Raw genomic sequence first — 23739 nt, forward strand, 5'->3', positions numbered from 1 at the left:
CTGCGGAATCCAGGTCGTGTTGTCCGCCACGTCCGACCATGAGACCAGCATCGGATCGAACGTGCCGTCCTGGTCCGACCCCAGCGCAACCATGATGTTTTCGGCCGTGACCATCACGGCGTTGACCCGGCGCGGGGAGCCGGAAACCACCTGCGCGGTCACGTCCTCGTCGAGCCGCCATTCCCTGATCTGGCCGTATCGCGGATTGGCGATGCCGTACTGTCCCCATTTCGTCAGGGACCATGTGCGGGGATAGATCTCGGTCGCGTCGGCGGGGTCGGACCAGCCCCACCCCCTCGGCGCGCGGATCGGACCACTCGGCACCCCACCCCGGACGCCCTGACGTGTTCGTTGACCTGCCGGCGGCCTCTTCCCGAAGGGCGGGAGTGCGCAGGCCGACCACAGAGGTACCAGCCGTGGCCGTGGAGGGACGAGGGCGCCGTTGTCGCCCCCCGCGACCCATGTCCCGGAGGCGTTGTTGATGACCGCGTAGAGGGCTTGGGAAGCGGTCGTGGAGGCGACCTGCGTCCATGCCGAGGGCGTGGAACCCGAGGCCGTGGCGAGCTTCCCGTTGTCGCCCGCGGCCATCCAGTACGTCGTGCCGCCGGTGTTGTAGGCGGCAACGTCCCAGATCGTTTCGTCGACCGGCCCCCAATCGACCGTTCCACCCGAGGCATCGGCGCCGTTGAGGACCAGGTTTCCCGCGGCCCCCAGGGTCTGCGCCTGAGCAACGGCGTCGCGATCCTCGGTGTAGCCGACTTCGACGTTCGACGGGACGGCGGTGGATGCCGCGACTTGGGTGACTTCCCGCCACCGCTTGATCGAGGTCACGGTGGAGTTGTTCGGCCCGGTCAGGCTTTCCGTCGTCACCTCGTTCCGGGTTGTCGTGCCCGAGATCGTGAACGAGACGGAGGTGAGATTGCCGCCCGAGTAGATCGTGACGTTGCGCCCCGCCAGGAACGAGGACTTCTGCAACGTCATGTTCGTGGGAACCGCGGTCCCCGCCGTCAGCAGCCGTGCCCGCTCGCCCGCGGCAATCCACGTCGTCGTGGAATTGTCGTACTCCAGCGTCCACAGGTCGGTATCGTCGATCCCGGTCGAGACGACGCCCCATGTCGTCGTCGCCAGGACGCCCGCGGAGACGATGCTTCGCCGCATCTTCCCATCGGCGCCACAGGCAACCCAACAGTAGGAGCCGCCGAACGCCTGTTGGGTGTGCTGGACGTCGTAGATATCGGAGACGCCGAAATCCGGGGCGGCGGTGGTGAACGTCTCCAGGTCGGTCGACGTGACCATGACGCCGCCCTGTCCGGCCAGGACCCAGACCGAAGAACCGTCGTACTCTACCGCGTAGATCGTGGCGCGGGATCGGGTCCCGACGAAGGCGTTGATCGTCCCGACTTCCCAGCCGGAAAGGTTCGTCGATTTCGCGATCTGGGCGTGATCGCCGACCAGCACCCAGGTCCCGTTGCCATAGGCACAGTCCCGGATGACCGAGGTTCCCATCCCGATATCGTCGAGGATGGTCCACGTCGTGCCGTCGATCGAATAGGCGGCTTCCCCGCCCTCGCCCACGGCGAGCCAGTTACCATTACCATAGCACAAAGAGCGAACACGGCCCAGCCGGTGATGTTGTGCAGGGTGTCGGTATCGGTGACGTAAAGCCCGGTGTGGGTGCCGGCCATGAGCCAGCGGTTGCCGGTGTTGTCCGACCACGCGAACAGCCCGCGGCATTTCCCGGAGACCCCGGCGGACTGCATCCGCTGCCAGCCGCCGATCTTCTCGGCAAAGCCTCGGTAGAACCGCACCTTGTCGCCGTCGACCCAGGTTCCCTCTGCGGAATACTCGGTGTCGTCCCGCACCATGCCGGGGCGGAACTTCAAGGAGGCGAGTTTGAACGGCATCAGGCACGCCGGCCACGGATGCCGTACCAGCGGACGACGCCGGCATTGAAGTCCCCGGCGCCGCTCAACGAAAACTGGAAGCCCTCGATCTCGCCGGCCTTGTAGACCCAGGACCCGATCCGCGGGGTTGGCGTGTCCGGGGTCGCGGTCTGGAACGATCCGACCGTCCGCCCGTCCGTCGCGCGGGCGTTGGTGAACCGGACGATACCGGAACACGGCGAGCCGTTGTCGTAGTTCGACAGGAGGACTTGCGCAGCCCCGGAGGATTCCGCCCCGGCCGGGGTGCCGTAGGCCGTCATGTAGCCGTAGGCATAGCTGCTAGTGCTGATGGCCGACCCGCCGTCGTAGACCCTGAGATACAGGTCGCGGTTCGACCCGCTGTTGTGGTTCAAGGCATCGATGTGGAACTCGCCGCCGATGATCTCGGGATCGTCGTAGAACACGCTGTCCGTATACATGGCGAGCGTCGTAGCCGAGGTCGTGGCCTGCTCGCCGAAGAACACCAAGCCGTTGGCGCGGCTCGTATGAAACTTCGTCCCGTCGCAATAGACGTCGAATTCCTCGCCCTGATAGGCGATGATCTGCGTCTGATCGTCGATTTCCTCGGTCGAGTTCGGGTTGATGATCACATAGAAAAGGTCGTTGTAGTCGCCCCCGCACTGCACTCGGCAGCGCCATCCGGCCCCGAGCGTGGCCGCGGCCGTCGTGCCCAGCGTGACGCCAGAGGACGTGACGCGGACGATGTTCTTGTTGTCCGAGGCGACGAGAGTGTCGTTTGACGAGACCGTGCGCAGCGTGGCGCCGGCGACGGCCCAGGACAGGTCGCCCCGCAGGAATGTCGTGCTGTCCGCCGTCCCGGTCCCGAGTTCCGAGGTAACGATCTTCGACGGGCTGAGGATCACCCATCCCGTGCCGTTGCAGAACAGGTGGACGCACTGGTACTGCGCCAGCGACTTGTTGGCCGAACCGTTGATCGTCTCCGACCCGTCGCCATCCACGACCACGGTTCCCGAGCCCGAGTTCACCACCCGGACGTTGAACCCGTTTCCAGCGGTCGCCGCGGCCGGGAGCGTGAGAGTGAACGATCCCGACGTGCAGTCGATCAGGCCGCCATTGTCCGTCAGTTCGATCGTGTCGTTGGTCGTGACCGCCCGGCGGACGATGGTCGAGGACGTGATGGACGGGCCGCCCGCAACGGAGATCGACCATGCCGAGAAGGTGCCGGACCCAACCGCGTCGGTGACCGTGACCTGTAGCGTGGTGGACGTGTAGTCGACCACGATCGCGTCCATGTAGTAGTTCGCGGGGTCCGACGTCCGGGCGATCCGCAGCGGCGTGCCGGCCGTGAATGCCTTCCCGCTGTCCGCCGTGGTGAAGGTGAGGTTGGTGCCCGCCACCGAGATCGCGTTCGACGACGACGACGTGGTGTAGAATCCGCCGGCCGAGATCGCGCCAAGCTCAGCCTGCAACAGGGTGTCGTTGACCAATTCCATGTTCTCGACGTTCGTGCCGTCGCAGAACAGGCCGTAGATGCCGCCGGAGGCCGGGAGGGAAATCCCCGTGCCCGCCGACGTCTTGACCGTCATCGCATACCCGCCCGTGGTCAGGTTCTCGAAGAACCACCACCCCTGACGGGTCGGAACGACGATATTACCCGCCGCAGAGCGAGAGCCGGTGAGGCGGATCATGGCGCGGCGGACGTCGTTGGCGACGAACTGCGTGTCGTCCAACGTGATATCGCCCGAGGCCGCGCAGGAGTACGAATAGACCGACTTGATCGCCTGCTCGACCAGTTCGAGGTTGTTGTCGGTCTTGGTGCCCCAGGTCGCAGCGTTCTCGCCGGTCGCCTGGTCTTCCAGCTTGAGAATGGGCGTTGCGGAACTCGGCATCAGCTACCCCCATCCTGCGGCGCGGCGGAACGGGCGCGGACGCCCATCGGCACCGGGAAATCACCCTGGTTGTCGATCGAGAAACCGGAATAGAGCGCGCGGTAGTCGTCGCGCTCGTTCAGGCCATGGCGCTTGCGAATGTCGTTCACCGCCCGGCCGAAATAGCCCAACCACATCCGCACTTCGTCCGGATAGTCCTTCCACCCGAAGGACTCGACCATCAGCGCGTATTGCAGCGCGTTGGGGGCGTAGTCGGTCAGCCAGTTCGACGTGATCGAGCCCGACAGGTACGGCAATTTCCGGGCGTACCAGATCGTGTAGGAATAGGCGCTGTCCGGGGTCGGGGCGACGCGGAGGTTCGATGGTCCGCTCTCCCCGTAATACTTCGGCGCCGCCTGCGCGGTGTTCGTCGGATACATCTCCTTGAGGACGGTCACGTCGCGCCGCTCCAGGAGGCGGATCGAGCCGGAAACCGTAATCTCGACGGAACGGAAGAAGATCGCGTCCGCGGGCCGTGACAGACTGGCCGACCCCGCCGTGAGCGTTCCCGAGACCGAGGTCTTGAACTGCTCCAGTTCGGCGAAGGCGTCGGAACAGCGATCCTGCGCGCGCTCCAGCAGCGTCGGGAGGACGGCGGCGAACTCGTCGCTCTCGTCATTGGCCCAGCCCGGGGCGTCGGCGATTATGGACGCATAGGTCATTGCCATGGGCTAGTCTCGTCTCGGTCGGGCGAGGATGACGGGCCGGGGATCGCCGCCGGTTTCCCGAGGCCAAATCCCCTGCTGTTGCGGCTCGTCGATGCAGGACGAACAGACGTAGAGCCCGGTCCAGACCAGTCGCGGGCCGCGGTATTCCATCTGCTGGAGCAGCTTGTTCGGCCGCACCTTCCGGGCACAGCGCGCGCACTGGTTCCAGTTCGGCTTGTCGCCCCGGGTTGCGGCGAGCAGGGTCGCCACCCACCGGATCGGCCGGGCGATCATGGATTGCGTCGCGACGAGGCGCTTGGAGATCGTCTTCGTCATCGACGCGGTGAGCGTGATCGAGGCCGAGAGCGCCTGCTGGAATACCCGGATCGTCGCCAACGAGGCGGTCAGGGGAACCGAGGCCGACAGGTGAACGATGGCCGTCTTGACCCGCTGCATCGTGGCGGTGAGGCCGAGCGATGCGGCAAGGCTCTTGGCGATCATCTTCGTGATCGAGGCTGTTGCGGACAGAGACGCGACAAGCCGGACCGGGAACGCCTTGGCGATCGTCGCCGTCAGCGTCAGCGTGTCGGACAGGCTCTTGCTGACCGTCTTGCAGATGGTCGTGGCCAAGGAGAGCGTTGCGGACAGGCCCTTGTGGACCTGCCGGCGCATCGTGGCCGAAAGCGTGACCGTGGCGCTCATGGCGCGAGCAAAGATCGTGCTCGCGGTCAGGGTGGCGGCCGACACCAGTTGCGCGGCGAGGCTTTTCAGCATCGTCTTGCGAATGCTCGGCGACTGGGTAACGCTTGCCGAAAGCGCTTGAGAGAATTCCGTGTTGAGTTCGATTACCGCCAGCGCGGCCGTCGTGACCGAGGACGTAATGGCGCTTTCGGACTTCCGCCGGATGTCGAAATCAATATCGGCCGCGTTCTGGGTGATGCGATACGGCATGATGCCGGGAAGACTGCCGCGCGAGCCGCCGCCCTCGACGTGCAACCCTTCCATCAAAGCGGTGCTGTCCTCGCGCAGATCGACATAGCTGCTGCTTGATGTCGAGCCAGCGTCAATATTCCCGAACGCGAGAAGAAATGTCGGCCTGACCGTCGGCTCCAGCCCCGTCGCGGACAGCAATAGCGCCTGAACGTAGGACGTGTCGGTCCCAGAACTTGGCGTCGACGTCTGCGCGGTCTGCGCCCCGACCAACTGATCCAGCCGCAACCCGACGATGGTGCCGTCGTCGAAATTACCATTCCCGGTTCCGACCGATCGCCACCACCGGATTTTGGCCGTCGACGCGGATGCGGGGACCGTTTCACGCCACATCGCAGCCCAGCCGCAGTATGCGGTCGTCAGCCGAAGGTCGTCTGCGAGCTGGTTGATATGCGCGCCGCTGGGTGTTTCGAGGTCGATCGTATATCCAGCGTTACCCAACTCGGCAGAGGCGATGAACAGGTAGTCGCCCTCTGTCGCGGGAGTGAAATTAAGCGTGATCGCGTCGACGGGGGTCGTCGATGACGTCTGCTGGTTGGCGCGATTGAATGCGGAGACATCAGACGATGTCAGCTCCAGGACAAATATCCGCCCACCCTTGGCATAAGCGGTTCCCGCGCCTCCGTCCCGATACATCCCGATCCCGAAAGTAAAGGAACTGGAACTCGGGGCCGGATAAACTGTAACGCCGCCTTGCCAGACGTAGTCGGTTGCATCGGGAAATGTATTGCGGATTCGCGCGAGATTAGAGTTAAAAGTTTCATTGCGACAAGTAAGCCCGGAAACCGTGGAAGTGTCACTCGCCGCGCAAAGAGCGCCCCAGAAAATTGCGTAATCCCGGCCTGACACAAGGTCAAGCGTAACAGACGCCATCGCTGTGTATGTGGCCGACGTCGCGGAGACTTGAGTCAGTCCCTCATCATACGCCCACGCACGAGCCATTCACGATCACCCGTAGATCACGTCCATGGTGAACGCGATGGCGTCGTTCGCGGCGAGGCCGATCCCGGTGAAATCGCCGTACATGAACAGGTTTCCCGCCGTGATCGTCGAGGCATCGAACAGCCCGGCATTGGTCACCGTCCCGGAGTCCGAGGCGGTATAGGTCCCCGTCACCCGATAGGTGTCGCCGGTAACGGTGGTCGAATAGGACGCGCTCGTCCCGGTAATCCGCGACCCGGTGGTGGCCGAAAGATCGGACGCGGTTTCGGTATACAGCGACGTCGCCCCGGTCGTCGCCGTACCCGCACCCGTTCCCCATCCGATGTAGAGCGGTTCTGTGCCCGTGCCGCGGAGCCGGTTGACGGCAACGGCGCGTCCGGCCGTGGTTACGACTGTCGCCATGGCAGAATTCTCCTGATCGCACGGCGGACCCTGTAGGCCCAGCGGTAGAGCGGATTGCGGTGGTAGAAGGCGACGACGCCGTGATCCTCGACCCTGCCATCGGCCCGGATCACCGTGACCCGGATCGAGGCCGATTTCGCGTTCGCAGGAGCGGCCAGTTTCGTCATCGCGCCTTGCCGTAGTTCGGGGGGAAGATCGGATAGGGATCGCCCAAAGGCGGGTTCACGAACTTGATGTCCACCTTGTCCAGGCACTCCCGACAGACGAGAAACCCGGTCCAGGTCAGCGTCCGCTCGGACGCCTGCATCTGCTTTTCCAGTTCGTGGTGATAGAACTCGCCGCCGCAGCGGTCGCATTCCGCCTTGGGGCCGCGGTACTTCATCGGTCACGCCACCCGATCGTTCTGCTGCGCCATGACGGCCTGATAGAGCGCGTCGATCGGGCTTTGCTGGGGCTGGGAACGCCCCACGATCCGGTCCAGTTGCCAGCGGAATTCTTCGGGCGTGATGAGCCCCATCGCCGCCTGCGAGGCGAGCGAGGCCACGAGCGACTTGACGGGCTCGGCGACCGATCCAGTGTCGTAGTATTCGCGTGCCAGGGACGGCGCCTGTTCGGCGGCTTTCAGGCCCAGACCGCTCAGCCCCAACCATCCAAGGCCGCGCTTGTAGGCAAGATCGGCGGCGCGACCGGCCAAGGTCAGCGCGGAAAGACCCGTGCCCCACATATTCAGGTCCGCCAGTACGCCGAGAAATCGCCCGTGATGCGGGTCGGCACCCGCTCCCGGTCCTCGTTCTGCGCCCGGACCAGAAGCCCCTCGTATTCCTGTTTCAGATACGCCAGCTTCCCGCCGTCGACGGTCGGCCGGACCTTCCCTAGCTCATATGCCATCCCCGCCACGAAGGCAGGCAGGAACCGCTCCGGAATACCGATGTTCTCGGCCGCCGACGTCACGTCCTGGTTCTTCTGGATGTACCAGTAATAGAGGCTTTCCGCCGATGCGGTGTCCGGCGTCGGCCAGACGATCAGCCGGGCGTTGTCGAGTTCCCGCAGCACGACATAGGAGGACGGCCGACCCTCCGTCGCCTTGTTCGACAGGGCCGCATATTCCGACCGGGACAGCCGCCCCATGGTGAGGTCGATATCGTCCCCGGAACTGTCATCGCGATACTGCACCTCGGTCACGTCGAGGCAGTCGTCGGGCAGGGAATAGGTCGAGACCCCGGCCGACAGGACCATGGTCGTGGAGACCATCTGCCAGAGGTTGAGCGAGCGATTGGCCCAATCGGCGAGGATGCGGTTCGCCGCTCTCCGGCCGTACCTGTGCAGCCATGCATCCGCCGCCTCGCCCCCGGTCATGGCGATGGCGTCGTCCATGATCTCGGCGAAATCCATCGTGAAGGTGCGGAGGCCGGATGCGCTCATCTCGTCACCTCGTCACGCATTCCAGGGCGGGGCGAGCTTGTAGGGATCGTCGGACGGCAACAGGTCGGTGTGCCCGAAGGCCCACGCCATCCATGCCTGTGTCCGCTGCCGGTCCCCGGCGCCCATGTAATAGCCAAGGCATTTGACCGACATTGCCGGCTGCCGTGCCCCGGTATCCGGTGCGTTCCCGATCGCCAACGCAGCGTGTCCGGTCAGGATGCCGTCCAGGGCCGCGGCGGAACCCGTGGTCTCGCGCTCGACCCCGTTGCGCCAGATCGTGACCGCCTCGTTCGTGGTGTCGATCCGGACATAGACCAACTGCATCGACGTAAGGGTCGCCACGGAGCAGTCGATCTGCACCCGCTCGGTCGTGCCGGCGGCGGTGTTCGCGAAGACCCGAAGCTGGGCGTTGGAGGCCGCAAACAGACCCCACCCCGGCCCACCGATCGGGTCCCCGGCACAGATCACGGAGTCCGTGGTCGTGGTCGAGGCCACGGAGAACAGGCCGAAAATGTCAACCACTCGCGCCGCGCCGGGCTGGATATCGTAGACCAGCACCGCGTTCGCGCCGGATGGCGTGCCGTGAAAATAGCCGTCGTTGAGGGTCGTCAGGGTCCGGCCGTCGAGATGGATGCCTTCCGCGGCGTCAAACCCCGGGAGATCGTATTCGGCGACGATCCTATCCTCGTCGATATCCACGACGACGAGGCCGCCATCAGATCCGTTCGTGCCCCAGGACACATAGACGAGGTCGAGATCGGCGTCGTACCAGAGTTGATCCCAGGTCGATGCCCCGGCGTCATAGGCGGCGTCGACCGCGCCGGCCATGGTGACGCGCGAGACGCCCGAGGTCGTCCCGACGTAGAGCATGTCGCGGGCGGCGTCGTAGGCCAGGCCGTTCGGCGCGGTGAACGCGATATCGTCGCTGTCCAGGACCGTGCCGTCGGTCTGGATGTGGCGGATCAGGTTTCCGGACAGGTCCGAAAACCACAGCGTATCGTCCGACGTGTCGTAGGCGACGCCCTGGACGCTCTCGATGCCCGGATAGAGCGGCGCCAGCAGGATCTCGTCCAGCTTGGTCGACCAGTCCGCCGACATATGGACCAGTGACGGCGCATAAGTCAGATCGCCGTCGAGGTTTCGGCCATCGTTGCCGCACCACCACGTCCCGTCCGGCGCCCGAACCAATCCGGTGCAGGTAAACCCCTCCCCGGGGTCTCCGCCGCTGGCATCAGGCAGGGAATAGGTGGCGATTAGCGTCCGGGGCAGGCGGGCGCGGCTCAGGCTGTCGTTGGACCCGTCGAACGCGACCGTTCCGCTGGACGCCGTGGGGCGGTTGTCGGAGGTCGACTGCGCAACCGTGGTCCCGGGATCGCTGGCGGACGCCCAGGAAGCGACTGCACCGTCCGCCAAGTCGCGGCCGTCCCAGAGATCGACGAGCGCGGCCTCATCCAGAGGGGACCACGCTGCGGTTCCTATGGTCCGGCCGACGTCTCGGGTGACCGAGCGCGTCAGAGCGCGAGCATCAGCCGTTGACCTTGACCGTCGCGGACCCGTTGGTGCCCGTCTTGACGACGCGGATGTACCGCCATGGGCCGGCGACCAGGCCGAGACCGCCGGCGACCCAGTGAACGTCGCGGCCGTGACGAACGTCGTGTCATCCAGGGAGACCTGCACGGCGAGGCTGTCCGAGGCGTTCATCGACGCGACGACGGCACGGGTGCATTCGCCCAGATCGTCCTTGAAATCGAGTTCGGTGGACGCGCCGGTCGTCGCCGCGCTGCTCTCGAAGATCGTCTTGGTGGAGAAAATGCGCGGCATCGCGTGACCTCCGAAGAAGAAGAAAGGGCCGCCCGAGCGGGCAGCCCTTCCCTATCAACCGCTATATTGATCTCCACCGTAGAGCCCGGCCGTGGTGTCCGGATCGGCGGACCAAATCCGCATATCCAGAACCTTGGTCGCGTCTGCGGCGGACTGGACGCCGTAGTAGCCACGAACATCGCCCGACTTGGCCGACCCGGTGGTATCGGCGGCCGAGAACCCGGACGAGGTCGTGATGAGTGCGCCGTCCCAGTAGATATCCACGTCCGACCGTTTGGCGACCTTCAGCGGGAAGCCGAAACGATCGCCCGACCCGACCGCGATCTCGGTCGACACCATGGCGGTGTCGGTCGCGACCTGCGTCACGGTCTTGAACATCTTCGGAGACGTGGTCACCGAGGCGTTCGGGCCGGCCGTGGTCCAGACCATCGACTTGCCGTAGACGTCCGTCCCGGTGATCGTGATGTTGGCGCCGGAATCGTTGCCGGACGTGGTCACCGTGACGGCGCGCGGGACGTCGAAAGTGGCGACACCACCCGATGCCAGCGAACCGTTGATGGTGAGGTTGCCGGCGGCGCCGGCCGACTGCGTGGCGCAGACCGCGCCCGTGGCGATCGCCGCAGGCGTGACCGTGTAGCGCTGCGCGACGACGACATCGAGGCCGCGGACCCCATACCGGGACCCGCGCCCTTCCCCGCGGCCGACGCGCAGATCAGAGAAGTGCGTGATGTTCGGCATTTCAGCCCCCTTTCGTCATCAGGACGAAGTCGGGCGGAGCCGTTGAAAGCCCCGCCCGCGCTTCCGTCAGCCGCCGGACGAGCCGTAGATGCCGAGGGGATCGGAGAAGCCGAAGCTGTATCGCTCGGAGAAGTTCACCTTCAGCGAGAAGGTGTCCTCGTCCTCCGTCATCCGCTTCTTCACGCCCGAGCGCTTGAAATGGATCAACGAGTGCTCGACGTCCGTCTTGACGAACCACGCGTCGGGGTCGGTCAGCCACTGGTTGACCATGTACCCGTCGGGCAGCAGGTTCGACGAGACGATCCAGTTCACGTCGTTGTTCGCGGTGTCGACGCGAAGCTGGGTCTTCAGCAGGCGTTCCGCGGTGCTCGCGAGGGCCGGCGGGACGATCAGCATCTTCGGGCGAGCCGCGAACAGCTTGCCGCCCGAATCGACCCACGACGACATGCCGACATACATCGCGTCCAGGGCGGATTCGGACAGGTCCACTGCCGCCGTGTTGGAGTTGGTGTAGACGCCGACCGGGTGCGAGGCCGAGCAGAGCGCGACGCCGTCACCACCCGCATACGAGCCGGCGGTGAACGCGTTGTTGAGGATCGAGGCGCCCTTGATCTCCTTGGTGATCGCCATGGACCGGCCGATCGCCCGGGCGTGACGCATCGCGCCGCGCTCGTAGAGATTGTCCTCCAGGGCCTCTTCCGTGATGATGAAGCCCTTCGCCACCATGACGTGCTGGTAGCGGACCGTGTATTCCTCGCCCCACTGCTCGTAGGAGACCGAGGAGCCTTCCGCCTTGTCCGAGGCGAGGCCGGGCGCACCCAGCTTGACGTCCTCTTCGTAGGCGCGGTCGGAAGACATGACCTGAAAAATCTTGTCCCAGGTCTTGGGGATCGCGTTGTAGGTGTCGCCGAAAAGCGCGTTGATCCCAGGGACCAGCTGCTTGGCGATGAGGGCACGATTGATTGCCATCTCTCAGCCCTCCCTTAGATGCCGGTCGTGGTCTTGTAGAAATGCTCGTTGATGAGCACTTCGACCTTGGCGTAGTTGCCGACCTCGTTGTCCGCCCGCGGAACGAAGCGGAGGATGCGGAGGTTGGCGGTCGCCGTGGTGCAGGTGGAGGTGTCGATCTCCTCCTTGCTCAGGCCCGTCAGCGTCGACCCGGTATGGGTCGAGATGAAATCGGCGTTGGTGCCGATATCGGCCTGTGCCGGCGTGTTCGTGTCGCTGTCCTGCTGCATCTCGAAGATGACGTCGGGCGCGTCGATGACGCGGGCCTTCGCCCCCTCCGCGTTGAACGTGGACGTCGACGCGGGCCAGTACTTGGAGAAGACCACGTTGCCGTTGGCATCGCGGTAATCGCAGCCCTGGAACACGCCAAGGATGGTGTTGCCGGCGGCGGCCAGTTCGACATAGCCGGTCGCCGTCATCTTCACGAAGTCGCCGAAATAGATCGTGGTGTTGTAGGCGTCGGCGATCAGGTACTCGGTGAACGCGCCGTTGTACGGCGAGCCGTCGAGATGCTTGATCGGGACCGCCCCACGGGGTGCGTCGGTGTTCGCCATTGTGGCGCTCCATCGCTAGGGGTGGAGCGCGTCGCGAAACGGGGCGAGCGGCGTATTACGACCCGAACTGAGCGGGGCGTCGGACGCGCTGGATATCGGTTGAGTGTTCCGAGGCATCCGTGATCGGCACGCCCGGCTGGCGCGGGATGTCGACCGCCTGGTGGGCGCCGACGTTCTGCCGATGCGCGAGTTCCGCGTAGTGCCTGGTCCGCTGCTCCACGAGGCGGGCGGCGGCCTTCATCAGCACGAGGTTGTCCTTGTGCGTCACGACGTCGTCCGCGCCAACGGCGGCGGCGGAAATCAGGTTCTTGTACGGCGGGAAATCGGGATGCTCGGAGTATTTCACCGGCCGGTAGCCTGTCGCCACCCGGCTGCGGTACTTGGCCTGCTCCTGCGCGACCCAGCGCAAATGCTCGCCCTCGCGGGCCGGCGGAGTGAGGGCCAATAGGTCGTTCGGGTCGCGGAACAGAACCTCGTCGAGTTCCGTCGCTTCGCGATCCGACATGCTGCGGTCGGACAGGGACCGCTCGTCGCGCTGTTTCATGGTGTGTTCTCCTTCACCGCCCGTTGCCCTGCATCGCGAGGATTTCGCGCGCGTAGGACTTCGGGTTGATGCCGTGCCGCTCGCAGTAGGCCATCTGCTCGGATGTCAGAGTGACCTGTCTGGTCTGTCGTGGCGGGCTGGTGGAAGGACGGGTGACGCCGGCAACAGCCGAACCGGCGCTCCGCTGCGCCCCTCCCGGACGAACCGGGTTGACGGGGCGGAAATCGTTGTGAATCGCCCTCAGGGCCGAGTTCAGCTTGTCGTAATACTCGGGCTCGTCGGGAGAATACCCTTGCGCTTCGAGGCGCTGGGCGATGCCGCGGGCGTCGGCGACGCGGGCAGGGTCGGCATTGAGCCACGCCGTCTGCTCGTTCGCCCATTTCTCCGCGGCTTCGTGAAGCCGGACCGGCGCGGGCCGCTGCATCTGCTGCGGCGGCATCTGCTGGGGCATCTGAGGCGGCGGCATCTGGGGCCGCTGCTGCATCATCCCGCGGCGCTGCGCGATCTGGTGCAGTTCCGGCGCCAACTGCATCATGGTCGTGTCGATCCGGGCGATATCGTCGGATCGGCCCTCGTCCATGGCCCGCCTCTTCTCGACCGTGAGTTGCTGCTGCACGGCCTGGAGGTACATGAAGCGGTTTTCGACGGCCTGCTGCTCTAGCTGCGCCCGCGCCATGGCGAGCGACTGCCGCTCCTGCGCCAGTTGGACGTTGTGCTGGTGCAGCGCTTGGGCGGCGGCGATGGCCTGGTCGCGCTCCTGGCGCAACCGCTCGCGCACGCGCGCCGATCGGCTCTTCGGACTGCGCTGTTCCTCGGCTGGGGCGTCGTCGGTCTCGCCCTGCTCGGGCGCGTCGTCGCCTCCCGGAACGCCGTCTGCGCCCTCGACGGGCGGTTTGTCGGGCTGGTCCGAAACGACGACCTCGAAGTCGCCGCCGGCATCATCGTTGGAGTCACTGCCGGAAGGGACAGAATCCGCCCCTGCCGGAAGGTCATCCTTCCGTTCAAAGTCGCTCAACGATGTGTCCTTTGGGTTTGGCCGGGCTTATGCGGGCCGGCCGGGCCGCTTAGGTCGCGATGATCTCGAAATCGGACGCCATCGGGCTGATGGCGCGGGGTGCGGGCCCCTTCTGGAACGGTGGCCGGGAGCGCGAGCATTCCCGCCAGTAGACCAGCCTTTGTGGCGTCCCGGCGGCGCCTGCCTGCTCGGCGAACGACGTCTCGCGAGCGGCCGGAAGGCCAGCAAACGCATTCTCCGCGCCAGAGGATGGCTGTCTTGCGGGCATCGAGGAATCGGCAGATCGTCGCGGCATGGCTAAGGTCGGGCGGCCCATCAGAACGACACCGGCTCGGTCTCACCCCAATTGCCGAGGATGCGATCGTCATGGACGAAGGCGTATTCCTCCTTGTCGGGGCCGATATGGATGCGGCGTTCCTGATAGCGGTTCCACTCCACCCCAATCCCCGACCTTGCAATAGGGGCCGTTGGGGAAACGGGGCGAGCCGTCCTGATGGTTGCCGGTGTAGGCGTCCGGTCCCATGGCAACGACCAATCCACGGGCGGATTTCGCTTCGGCCGCGTCCTTGCTGTCGTCGGGGATGATGATCCCGCCCTTGGTGCGCTCGCGGGCCGGCTGCATTCGGACGAGGACCTGATAGCCGCAGGGGCGGATGGGGGGGAGGTCGGGGAGCGAGGGCTTCGTCGCTCGGATCGGAACGGCGGTAAGCGTCGCCGCCATCGGGGCTTTGGCCACCATCGCGGCCTTGCTAGTCGTCATCAGGGCCTTCCGTTACCGCCTTGAGGGCTTCCTTCGCGTCCGACAGGGCGGTGCCGTAGGCGCGAATCTCGGCGACCAGTTCCCGATAGCGGATGTAGTCATCCACGCCTCGGGTCATCTGCTGCATGACGGTTTCAATGCGGGCAGAAGTCTTGTGCTTCAGAAGATCGAACAGGTAGTCGGCTGGCGTCACGGCCGCTGCTCCTGCCGGGTCTGCTGCATCATCCGCGCGGCGTGGTCGGCGCTGATCTTCTGCCCCTGCATCGCGGATTGCTGGTGCCGTTGCGCGACGCCCTCGCGAAGCTGCGCTTCGAGCGCGACCTGATCCTGTTCAACGCCCGTCGTCAGTTTCTCGTATTCCAGCGCCATCTTGTCGTTGTGCTGGGCCTGATCGACCAGCAAGGCCTTGTCCTTCTCGCGTGCCTGAAGCGCGATCTTCTCGCGCTCCCGCTCGTCCCGGAGCTCGACTTCCTTGGCGTTCGTCTCGGCCTGGATCATCGCCGGGTCGGTCATGCCCGGAGGCATCGGGGTCATCGCCTTCAGCTTCGCGACGACGCCCTGCATGGCCTGCGCGGTCTGCTGGGCGTAGACGTTCTCCGTATGCGGATCCATCGGCTGGCCCGGCATCGGCATTTGCCGCGGCGGCTGCGCCATCGAAACCGTGCGCGCTTCCTTCGCCCAAATCCCCCACAGTTCATGCTCGACCGCGTGGCGGAATACGACCTGGCCCGCCGGGGACTGGGCAAACCCGGGGACCTGGAGCATCAGGAGATGCGCGGTGCAGTGCGCCTCGTGATCCTGATCCGGCCTGACTTTCAACTGGCTTCCGGACGCCGCGGCCATGTTCTCGGAGTTCGGGTCGCCCGTGTAGGGCTGCGGAGGATCAGGCATCAGGATCGCGTCCACGTCGTCGATCCCGGCGCGCTTCAGCGACCGCTTGAACACTTCCTTGACGTTGAACAGGCCGGGCGGAGCGGAGCCCGCCAACTGCATCTCGAACTGTGCCTTGGCGATCCGCTGAGTGGCCGTGAACGACTTCGGGTCGGACACCGGGACGACGTCAACCCGCTGGTCGAAGTCCTGCGCCATGACGGCCTGATTTCCGCCCTTGACGGAGAACGGATAGCCCTCGGGCGGCGCGTGCTCGGCGACCTGTTCGGCCAGCAGTCGGAACTCTTTCCGCTGCGCCTGGTGCATCCGCTTGTGGATGCTGGACTGGATCTGCGCGTGGTTCTCGATCAGCGCCAGGACCGTGCCCACCGGCTGCTGAGTGGACCCGTCCCCGATCTCGGCATCCGCGATCGAGGTCAACCGCTGCCCTGCCTCGATGATCCCCGTCATGAGGTTCATCAGAGTGGCGGAGGGCTCCTTGTACGGGAGCGGGGCGAACATGTTCGACACGGGCTTCGTCGGGTCGATGACGTCGATCTCTTTGAACTCGCCCGGCCCGACGACGACGTTGTTCTGCTCTGGTTTGTTGCCCTTGGCCTTGAACCCGCCGGGGAGGTTCGCGAACTGCCCCGCATCCACCAACTGCCGCAGCAGCGACGTGCTCGCCCGCGCCAGGCCGCCCGCGATGTGCAGTAGGCCGAACCCGTAGCAGCCCAGACCCGGCAGATAGCGGTAGTGGACGAAGTACGCCCGACGCTTGAACAGCCCGTCGCCCTCGCGCCAGGACCGGCGGACCGCTGAGGACGACCTGCGATTCCTCGTCGATCGAGACGATGTAGGGCACGGCCAGCCCGTCCGGGTGCCGGGCGGGGTCCTCTTCGATGTCCAGCTCGGTGTGGACTTCGTAGACCTTGCGACGGGCGGAGGGATCGGACTGCGTCGCCTCCGTGCCCTCGACCTCGGAGGCCTTCTCCTGAATGGGGCCGCCTTCGGCCTCCTGCGTGACCGGGATCAGGTCGACGTCGCGATAGAAGCCGGCGAGCTGAAGCCGCTTGATCTCGTTCGGCGTGTAGAGCAGGACGTCGGTGACCCGCGGGGCGGTGTCGATATCCGCGGAGCCGTAGGACACGATGATCTGGTCGGGGTGCTTGTACCGCGACATGACCATCTGCGTGGACGGGTCCCACCAGACCTTGCGAAACACGCTGCCGAGGATGGGCAGCCACAACAGCATCTGGTCGAAGTCGGGGTAATATCCCTCGTCCTGCTCGGTCAGCAGGTAGTTGAGATAGTCCCGGACCCGCTCGGCCTGGTCGCGAACCTGGTCGTTCTCCTGGCCGATGATGACGGTATCGACCGGCCCGCCCTCGGGGAACATCTCCGCGATGGCGCGGGCCTGGAATTTGATCGCGGCCTCGGTGATGAGCGGATAGGTGACGCCGCAGGCGCCTTTGAACACATCGTTGCGCGGGGTGTTGATGAACCCCAGCAAGTCCATCCCGTCCTTGATCGCCTTCTTCCAGTCCTCGCGGCTGTCGTCGTCGGCCTTGACCGCGTCGAGGACTTCGGAGCCAATCTTACGGAGGGTTTCGTCGGGCAGCAGTTCGGCGAGATTGGCGTCCCACTCGGCCGCTTCGATGCCGGGCTCGTCGACGAATTCCTCGCCGTCGAGATTGATGATGGCGCCGCCGTCCTCGGTCGGGATCAGGCTCGGGCTCGGCCCCTCAATCGGCTCGTCCGGCTCTTCGACGAGGTACTGAGTTGCCATCTAGCCTCTACGCGTAGTAGCTGAAATCCCGCTTCCGCGGCTCTTTCGGTGCCGGCTCGTCGAACGGGTCGGTGTCGAGCGACAGGCGCCCGGACTGCCGGAACCGGATCAGGGCCTGAACCGTGCAGTCCACGAGATCGTCATGCGCCCCGGTGGGGAACGCCGCACACTGGTCGATCACCATGTCGGCGAAACTCTTGCCGGCCGGGGCCCAGACACAGTCGCTCTCGAATATCGACTGCACCGAGTAGGCACGGGCGACCTTGTCGCGATCGGGCGTGTAGGCAACGACCGGAATGCCCTGCCGGCGAAGCTCCTGGATCAGCGATTGCCCGGATGCCTTCTTCTCGATCAGCACCGTGTCGGGCTCGTGCTTCTTGATGAGCGCCTTGCACTGGGCGCGGAGATCGGGGAAGTCCACCCGGCCCTGCCATGCGTCCAAGAGGATGATGTTGTCGTAGACCTTCGGGGACTTCGTATCGTCCTCGGTGTCCTTGGAACGGAAGTAGCCCCAGACCGTCGCGGCGGAGAAGTCCGCGCTGTCCTTCTCGCTGAATGCGGTATCGAGCGAGAGAACCACATGCTCGATCGGCGGGGGCTCGGATCGCGACCACCGTTGCCACCAGTGGCGTTTGAGGATGCCGCCCTCTTCGACGGTCGGCCGCTGCATGTAGAGCGCGGACCAGTCCCGCGAGGGCAAGGTGCGCTCGATCCGCTTCAATGCGTCGAGGTCGAACCGCTCGGGCCACAGGGGCGAGCCGTCCGGCAGGATCGCCGGAAAGTCGACCGTCTCCCATTCCTCGTGGGCGTGTTCTTTCAACAGCCACCCGGCGAGGTCGTCTTCCCTCCACCTCGTATTATGGGACACCAGCCCGTCCGCGACGAAGTTGTGGGCGCCGTCGACCGTTAGATCGTAAACCCTTTCGACGGCGCCCAGATCGACGCTGACAACTTCGTCAGTATCGATCCCGGACGTATTCGATGGCTCGTTCCAAAATGCTGGTATCGCGAGTTCGTCCTGCAATTCTGTTGCAGTCGTTGCAGAGCAAGCCTCGCACCCGTCCTGTGTCGTGATTGTGATCCGGGACAAGGTTTGTAACCCAATGCCGGGGTCGGCCGACGCTTCCGTCTGTTCGGCAGATTGCGCACAGCCCGCCCTGCTCGGCGAGCAGTCTCTCAAAGTCGGCTTGACTGATCCCGTATCGCCACTCCCGCCGCTTTGCCAGCCGTCGGTCAGACAAGAGGGATGGCGGCTTTGCTCCGGCGGCCCATTTTGCTTTGTTGTAGTGAGATGCGCACATGCCGCGGCATTTGGCGCGCTTGTCGCACCCGTCAATCGAACACGAGGCGCCTGCGTAAGCGCCCCTCGGAGCGCGACTATACGCATTCCAGCCCGCAAGTCTTTCGTTCTCACCCATTCAAGACCACCTTGACCAAGAACCAAGAAGGGATGCCGCGCGTTTGCACGCACAGCACTTCTCTTTGTCTTAATCAAATAGGTTTGATCGGGACCATTATCAATGATGGCCGCTACGTTCGCCCCAACAAACCTTGTGCCATTCCACGAAAGCACTCGATCGCCGGGCTGAATCCTGTCCAGCCGCTTGTTGCCACCATTCTCCATTGCAATCGCGGTGTCGCCGGCGAGGCACTGGATCAGCACCACCCGCCCGCCCGGCATCAATCGGGTATAGGCGACGGCCGTGTACCAGTCCCGAAGCTGGCGGCGCATCGTCTCGCTGTCCGCGTCCTCGCGGCCCTTGATCGGGTCGTCGATCAGCAGAAGGTCGGCACCACGCCCGGTGATCGGGCCGCCGGCACCGACCGCGAAGTACGACCCGCCGTGATTGGTCGAGAAACGCCGGATGCTGGCATTGTCGTCGGCCAGCTTGCACGACGGGAACGCCTCGGCGAATTCCTCGCCCGCGATGATGTTGCGCACCGCCCGGCCGATATCGTCGGCGAAGTCCTGCGCGTAGGTCGCGGCGATCACGTATCGCTCGGGGTTGCGCCCCAGGAACCACGACGGGAACAGGTGGCTCGTCGTCCAGGTCTTGCCGTGTCTCGGCGGCATCGTGACGATCAGGCGGGTGATGTCGCCCCGCTCCACCGCCTCCAGTTTCTCGGCCAGAATGCGAAGGTGGGCAGCGTCCTCGTAGCGCGGATAGACCAGCCGCGCGAAATCAGTGAACCGACGCGCCGCCCTTACCGCTCGCAGCTCCCTCAGCAGCGCGCTCGCTCGGGACCAGTCCGAGGGCGACAAGCTCTGCCAAGATGTCGGACTCGTTGCGACGCTCATGCTTGATCGTGCTCTCGACCGTCTCTTTCGGCTTCCCGTACACGCGGTTGATAATGGCCTCGGCCGCCGTGACGCGGGCCTTGTCGGATGCCGTCTTGCTGGTCGCGATCTCGTGCAGGGCGCGGATTGCGTCGGGGGCGAACTGCTTCGCCATGGCCAGCGCGTCGGCCTCTTCGGGCGTCAGATTCGGCCGGCCGCCAGGGGTTGGCCGACCGGCCCTTGACCCAGTTCGGATTGCCGCGGCGCTTGGTTTCAGTGTCCATTCACGGAAATTCAGTCGCGATTGCTGAAATCAGCAGCCACGGCCGCCCTTCTTGGTGGGCTTCTTCTTCATGCTGGGTCTCCTTCGGCTAGCGGATGACGAACGACGGCTCCGGCCGCTTGATCCCCAGCCACTGCTCACAGGCATCGCCCATGAATTCCTTCCGGGCTCCCTTGAAGTGCAGCATGTAGGCTTCGGGGATGGCGGGATCGTCGAGCGAGGCCGGGGGGAGGTTGTAGGTATCCATGTCGAGGAAGCGGACCTTGAAGCCGTGCCGATCCACGATGCTGCCCACGGGGGCGAGCGGGTAGACGATGCGGCGAATGCTCTCCTGGTCGCCTGGCCATTCCTCGGGGCAGTTGTGCAGCGCCAGTTCGTAGAAGTTGGCGGCTTGCGCGGATTTGCCCGGAGGCAGGGCGACGAGGCCGTTGTTGATCCCGCCCGGGGAATAGGGACCGATGGTCACCGATACGTCCCAATCCCCGCCATCGAAAATGGGGCTGGGATCTTTCAGGAACAGGCAGTCGACCCCGGTCATGATGACGCCGCCGTCTCCGGTGCCGACGTGGCGGAGATATGCCATCTGGCCGGCGATGATGGCCTGCATCAGTTTGAGGGATTGTGTTCCGTCGAGGGAGAAGATGCGGGTCTTGTCGACATAGGGAATCTTGTCCTCGTTGCCCTTCTCGGTCAGGAGGACGTGACGGAGGCCGAGACGGGAACAGGACGCTTCGAGGCAGGCGATGGCCTCGTCGTAGGAGTGTGCGCGGTCGCCGTACTCGTCGGGGCGGGGGCTGTAGTAGGAGACGATGGTCGGGAGGGTCAAATCGCGCCCCCGGAGTTCCGGTACTTGCGTTGGGTGGGCCACCGGAACGGTACGTCTTCGCGTTTCCGGGCTACGACGTAAAGGCCGAGATTGTCGGGGCACCTGAACCGCTGATGGTGGGGGACGTCATGGAACTCGGGATGGCCGAGGACAGCGCCCGTGGCGGCTTTGAGGACGATGATATCTCCCCCATTGTCCTCGAAGAAGTCTGGGTAGACCGTCGGGTTGAACGACCAGAAGCCGTGGTTGATCTTCGTCATCGGAGCTGCGTGGCAGAACACGCCCCCGACTTTAAGGGCCGCCCATGCGTTTCGGAAGGCGCTCCCGACATTGAAGCAATGTTCGAGGGTGCCGGTGTCGACGACGAGGTCGTATGCCCCGACCATGCCCCCGGGAAGGGGTTCGTTCAGGTCGACCTTGCGCTCGCAATCCCGTGTTGGGTGGGCGTCGATGCAGTCAAGCGTGAAGCCCATCTGCGCGAACCACGCCACGGAATCCCGGACGTGGGGGAGATGGCCTGTCATACCGTGCCAACGCAGGACGGCATCGCTGTCAGGCCGGATCGGGATACCTTCGACGTCGATCTGGTCGTCGGGGATCAGAAGGTCGGGATACCCGAGCCCGAGGGCCTTGCGGTTTCCTCGTGGCGGCAGGACCGCGCGGAACGCGGCGCGGAGGATGCAGAGGTATGTGGGCTCGATTGCCATCCGGTCACACCGTGACGATCATGGCCGCGACCGCCAGACCAACCAGATAGGCGGCGATCGCGGTGCCCACCCATCCCGCCACCGTCCACAGCCGGGTGTACGGCAGGAGGGCAAAGTAGAAACCGACGTCACGCTTGCGCAAGGGGGTTTCCTCCCAGATATGGTCCGGGACGTCGTGGAGTGTCGCCATGGATGCTCCTGTCTTGGGGGCTAGACGGGGCGGGTGGTTGGCTCTTCGCCTTCCACGATCTCGGGAGAGAAGCGGGTGATGGGGGCGAATGGATCGTTGGCGGGACGGGGGAGCTTAGGACGGGCCGGGAGGCCGACGACGATATCGCCAGGCCGCACATCCTTGGTCACGACGGCGCCCGCGCAGATCGTGGCGCCGTCCCCGATGTGGACCCCGGGGAGGATAACCGCGCCGCAGCCGATCACAACACGCTTGCCGATGACGGGAGGCACGAGGCGATCGTTCGGGGTCTTGTAGTTCCGCAGCCCCTCGATATCGGGGTCGTTCGCCATGACGACGCCGGGGCCGATGAACGAACCCTGCCCGATGATCGTGCCGCCGATCACCACCGCCCCGTCCATGACGCTCACGTCGTCCGAGACGACGCAGTCATGGGAGACAGTGGCGTGGTCGCCGATCACGCAGCGGGAGCCGATCACCGATCCCTCGCGGACTGTGGCGTGAGTACCGATGATGCTGTGCGGGCCGACCCGGGCGCCAGCATAGACCACGGCGTGGCAGTCGACCGTGGTGCGCTCGCCGATGACGGTCTCGTCCTCGACGTTCCTGTCCGGAGTGCGGGCGAGGGTTCCGGCCCCTCGGGTCGGTTTCCCAACGACGGCGTGCGGCATCACGGATGCGCCCCGCTCCAGGATGACGGAACCCATGAGCACGGCGAGGGGATGGACCGAACAGTGGGGGCGCAGAAGCTCGGGGTTGTCGATGATGGCGCGATGGTCAATCGGCATCAGTGAGGGCTTCCTTGATGCGGTCGAATGTCTGGGGCTCCCATTCGCCGCGGTAGTTCTGACGATAAGCCGTCATGCCCGGGAACCATGGGCTGCTGTCGCCCCGGACCAGCCAGCGGGCCTCCGGGGGGTGCGTGACGAGGACGTGCATCGCCGGCCTGGAATGCTCGGGGAGCCCGGCGGCGAGGTGGACGTTGGTGTTCGATACCGTCACGTAGGCGTCGAGATTGGGGAGCAGGTCGAGCACCGTTGCCGGCTGCTCTGCCGCCTCGCACAGATCCACCGCCTCGGGACCGAACAACCGCTTCTCGTCGGCCGTGGCGCCGCGCTGGAGCAGGAACGGAATGGCGTTGGCCTTGCGCAGCATGTCCGCGACCAGCTCCGGCCGCGCCTCTTTCCACTGCCCCAGATCGAACCGGGTTCCCGCGCGCCATGTGACCCCGACGTGCTTTCGTTGCCCGGCTGGTCGGATCGTTTTTGCCGGGGGATCGGGGAACATCACCGGGGGGGCGACATCGAACCCTCCCGTGAGCATCGGCAGATCGCCGATGAACAGATCCACCGCGTCCTCGGGACCGAACCCCTCGATCACGTCAGGGAAGGCGCGGCGCATCACCGGGGCGATCTTGGCCGGGTACTTGGAATAAACCTCGGTCACGCCACGGGCGCGGAGCGCGGGAAGCCAGCGGAAGAAGTAGAGGATGTCGCCGAGCCCCTGTTCGCACCGGAGATAGACCGAGCGGTCGAACCACTCGGGAAGCGGCGCCAGTGGGCGCTTGTTGCGCTTCACGACGAGGCGCCAGACGTATTCGGACCAACCCCGTTCGTACCTGCCCACGGACAGGGAGATGACGGCGATGTTGTGCCGGACCTCGGGGTCGGTCGGAGCGGCGAGCAACGCCCGCTCCAGGAACATCAGCGCCTCTTCGGGGCGCCCCATCTTCCAATGAGCGATGCCGAGATTGTACCAGCCATGCCGGGAACTTGGCCCCTGCGGACAGATACGGACCGCCCGCCATAGCCAGTCCACCGCCTCCTCGTGTCGGCCTTCCGCGAGAAGCGCCTCCCCGAGATTGAACACCGGGGGGACTTCGCCGGGGACGGAACGAATGGCCTGCTGAAAGGCCCCGATAGCTTCCGCGTTGTCCTTCCGCTGTCGGGCATCGACCCCGAAGTTGAGCAGCCTTGCGGCTATCGCTGGATGGAGCGCGGCCCCATCAGCGGCGTCTTCCGGTCGCGGGCTTTCGCTCGCTTCGCGCGGCGTCCTGGACGCTTCCGCGGGACTTCGGGCTTCCATTGCTTGGATGCGGTCTTCTCGGCCATGACGGGGACA

At 65.2% G+C, this 23739-nt stretch carries 27 protein-coding genes; 1 reads left to right on the top strand and 26 read right to left on the bottom strand.

The genetic code is table 11. The features are described 5' to 3' along the window. From IPK85_01620 to IPK85_01710, 19 genes are all read right to left on the bottom strand, one after another. On the bottom strand, nt 1-1575 hold a 1575-nt coding region (locus IPK85_01620; GenBank protein ID MBK8246094.1), incomplete at its 3' end, for a hypothetical protein. 328 nt (nt 1576-1903) lie between these two features. Then, nucleotides 1904-3793, bottom strand: a complete 1890-nt coding sequence (locus tag IPK85_01625; protein ID MBK8246095.1) for a hypothetical protein — start codon at nt 3791-3793, stop codon at nt 1904-1906. Then, nucleotides 3793-4500, bottom strand: a complete 708-nt coding sequence (locus IPK85_01630; protein ID MBK8246096.1) for a hypothetical protein — start codon at nt 4498-4500, stop codon at nt 3793-3795. Before IPK85_01630 ends, IPK85_01625 begins: the two co-directional genes overlap by 1 nt. Before the next feature lie 3 nt (nt 4501-4503). Further along, nucleotides 4504-6105, bottom strand: coding sequence for a hypothetical protein (locus tag IPK85_01635; protein MBK8246097.1), 1602 nt, complete (start codon nt 6103-6105; stop codon nt 4504-4506). A gap of 312 nt (nt 6106-6417) precedes the next feature. Next, nucleotides 6418-6813, bottom strand: a complete 396-nt coding sequence (locus IPK85_01640; GenBank protein ID MBK8246098.1) for a hypothetical protein — start codon at nt 6811-6813, stop codon at nt 6418-6420. After that, the gene (locus IPK85_01645) at nt 6798-6980 is read right to left on the bottom strand and encodes a hypothetical protein (protein MBK8246099.1); all 183 of its coding nucleotides are present in this window, start codon (nt 6978-6980) and stop codon (nt 6798-6800) included. Before IPK85_01645 ends, IPK85_01640 begins: the two co-directional genes overlap by 16 nt. Next, complete coding sequence (locus tag IPK85_01650; GenBank protein ID MBK8246100.1) at nt 6977-7195, bottom strand: hypothetical protein; 219 nt, start codon at nt 7193-7195, stop codon at nt 6977-6979. Before IPK85_01650 ends, IPK85_01645 begins: the two co-directional genes overlap by 4 nt. A 3-nt stretch (nt 7196-7198) precedes the next feature. Then, the gene (locus tag IPK85_01655; GenBank protein ID MBK8246101.1) at nt 7199-7507 is read right to left on the bottom strand and encodes a hypothetical protein; all 309 of its coding nucleotides are present in this window, start codon (nt 7505-7507) and stop codon (nt 7199-7201) included. Between the two features lie 32 nt (nt 7508-7539). Further along, nucleotides 7540-8235 carry a hypothetical protein gene (locus IPK85_01660; protein ID MBK8246102.1) on the bottom strand — a complete coding sequence of 232 codons (696 nt, stop codon included), beginning with the start codon at nt 8233-8235 and terminating at the stop codon, nt 7540-7542. Nucleotides 8236-8247: 12 nt separating this feature from the next. Continuing rightward, nucleotides 8248-10056, bottom strand: coding sequence for a hypothetical protein (locus tag IPK85_01665; protein ID MBK8246103.1), 1809 nt, complete (start codon nt 10054-10056; stop codon nt 8248-8250). A 54-nt stretch (nt 10057-10110) separates the two neighbouring features. Then, nucleotides 10111-10794, bottom strand: coding sequence for a hypothetical protein (locus IPK85_01670; protein ID MBK8246104.1), 684 nt, complete (start codon nt 10792-10794; stop codon nt 10111-10113). Between the two features lie 66 nt (nt 10795-10860). Continuing rightward, nucleotides 10861-11763 carry a Mu-like prophage major head subunit gpT family protein gene (locus IPK85_01675; GenBank protein MBK8246105.1) on the bottom strand — a complete coding sequence of 301 codons (903 nt, stop codon included), beginning with the start codon at nt 11761-11763 and terminating at the stop codon, nt 10861-10863. A 14-nt stretch (nt 11764-11777) separates the two neighbouring features. Then, nucleotides 11778-12356: a hypothetical protein gene (locus IPK85_01680; GenBank protein MBK8246106.1), complete on the bottom strand. Its 579-nt coding sequence runs from the start codon at nt 12354-12356 to the stop codon at nt 11778-11780. Nucleotides 12357-12411: 55 nt separating this feature from the next. Then, on the bottom strand, nt 12412-12900 hold the full coding sequence (locus IPK85_01685; protein MBK8246107.1) for a hypothetical protein: 489 nt from the start codon (nt 12898-12900) through the stop codon (nt 12412-12414). A 13-nt stretch (nt 12901-12913) separates the two neighbouring features. After that, a complete protein-coding gene (locus IPK85_01690) occupies nt 12914-13915 on the bottom strand; it encodes a hypothetical protein (GenBank protein MBK8246108.1) in 1002 nt (333 codons plus the stop codon). A 49-nt stretch (nt 13916-13964) separates the two neighbouring features. Beyond that, nucleotides 13965-14210 carry a hypothetical protein gene (locus IPK85_01695; GenBank protein ID MBK8246109.1) on the bottom strand — a complete coding sequence of 82 codons (246 nt, stop codon included), beginning with the start codon at nt 14208-14210 and terminating at the stop codon, nt 13965-13967. A gap of 69 nt (nt 14211-14279) precedes the next feature. Beyond that, nucleotides 14280-14675 carry a hypothetical protein gene (locus IPK85_01700; protein MBK8246110.1) on the bottom strand — a complete coding sequence of 132 codons (396 nt, stop codon included), beginning with the start codon at nt 14673-14675 and terminating at the stop codon, nt 14280-14282. After that, nucleotides 14665-14868: a hypothetical protein gene (locus IPK85_01705; GenBank protein ID MBK8246111.1), complete on the bottom strand. Its 204-nt coding sequence runs from the start codon at nt 14866-14868 to the stop codon at nt 14665-14667. Before IPK85_01705 ends, IPK85_01700 begins: the two co-directional genes overlap by 11 nt. Next, nucleotides 14865-16205 carry a hypothetical protein gene (locus IPK85_01710; protein ID MBK8246112.1) on the bottom strand — a complete coding sequence of 447 codons (1341 nt, stop codon included), beginning with the start codon at nt 16203-16205 and terminating at the stop codon, nt 14865-14867. Before IPK85_01710 ends, IPK85_01705 begins: the two co-directional genes overlap by 4 nt. A 220-nt stretch (nt 16206-16425) precedes the next feature. Between IPK85_01710 and IPK85_01715 the strand changes: the two genes are divergently transcribed. Beyond that, a complete protein-coding gene (locus IPK85_01715) occupies nt 16426-17358 on the top strand; it encodes a hypothetical protein (GenBank protein MBK8246113.1) in 933 nt (310 codons plus the stop codon). On the opposite strand, the gene terL is transcribed toward IPK85_01715, so the two are convergent. From terL to IPK85_01750, 7 genes are all read right to left on the bottom strand, one after another. After that, nucleotides 17342-19633, bottom strand: a complete 2292-nt coding sequence (gene terL, locus IPK85_01720) for a phage terminase large subunit (GenBank protein ID MBK8246114.1) — start codon at nt 19631-19633, stop codon at nt 17342-17344. The two genes, IPK85_01715 and terL, sit on opposite strands and share 17 nt — an antisense overlap. Beyond that, nucleotides 19518-19787 carry a hypothetical protein gene (locus IPK85_01725; GenBank protein ID MBK8246115.1) on the bottom strand — a complete coding sequence of 90 codons (270 nt, stop codon included), beginning with the start codon at nt 19785-19787 and terminating at the stop codon, nt 19518-19520. Before IPK85_01725 ends, terL begins: the two co-directional genes overlap by 116 nt. A 196-nt stretch (nt 19788-19983) precedes the next feature. Continuing rightward, complete coding sequence (locus tag IPK85_01730) at nt 19984-20721, bottom strand: hypothetical protein (protein ID MBK8246116.1); 738 nt, start codon at nt 20719-20721, stop codon at nt 19984-19986. Next, nucleotides 20718-21428 (bottom strand): class I SAM-dependent methyltransferase, encoded by a 711-nt coding sequence (locus IPK85_01735; GenBank protein ID MBK8246117.1) that lies wholly within the window; start codon nt 21426-21428, stop codon nt 20718-20720. The genes IPK85_01730 and IPK85_01735 overlap by 4 nt, the downstream gene beginning before the upstream one ends. 4 nt (nt 21429-21432) lie before the next feature. Continuing rightward, the gene (locus IPK85_01740; GenBank protein MBK8246118.1) at nt 21433-21618 is read right to left on the bottom strand and encodes a hypothetical protein; all 186 of its coding nucleotides are present in this window, start codon (nt 21616-21618) and stop codon (nt 21433-21435) included. Nucleotides 21619-21638: 20 nt separating this feature from the next. Further along, nucleotides 21639-22289: an N-acetyltransferase gene (locus IPK85_01745; protein MBK8246119.1), complete on the bottom strand. Its 651-nt coding sequence runs from the start codon at nt 22287-22289 to the stop codon at nt 21639-21641. A 106-nt stretch (nt 22290-22395) separates the two neighbouring features. Beyond that, nucleotides 22396-23703: a tetratricopeptide repeat protein gene (locus tag IPK85_01750; GenBank protein MBK8246120.1), complete on the bottom strand. Its 1308-nt coding sequence runs from the start codon at nt 23701-23703 to the stop codon at nt 22396-22398. Between the last annotated feature and the right edge of the window lie 36 nt (nt 23704-23739).

Source organism: Gemmatimonadota bacterium (genome assembly GCA_016712265.1).
Taxonomy (GTDB): Bacteria; Gemmatimonadota; Gemmatimonadetes; order Gemmatimonadales; family Gemmatimonadaceae; genus RBC101.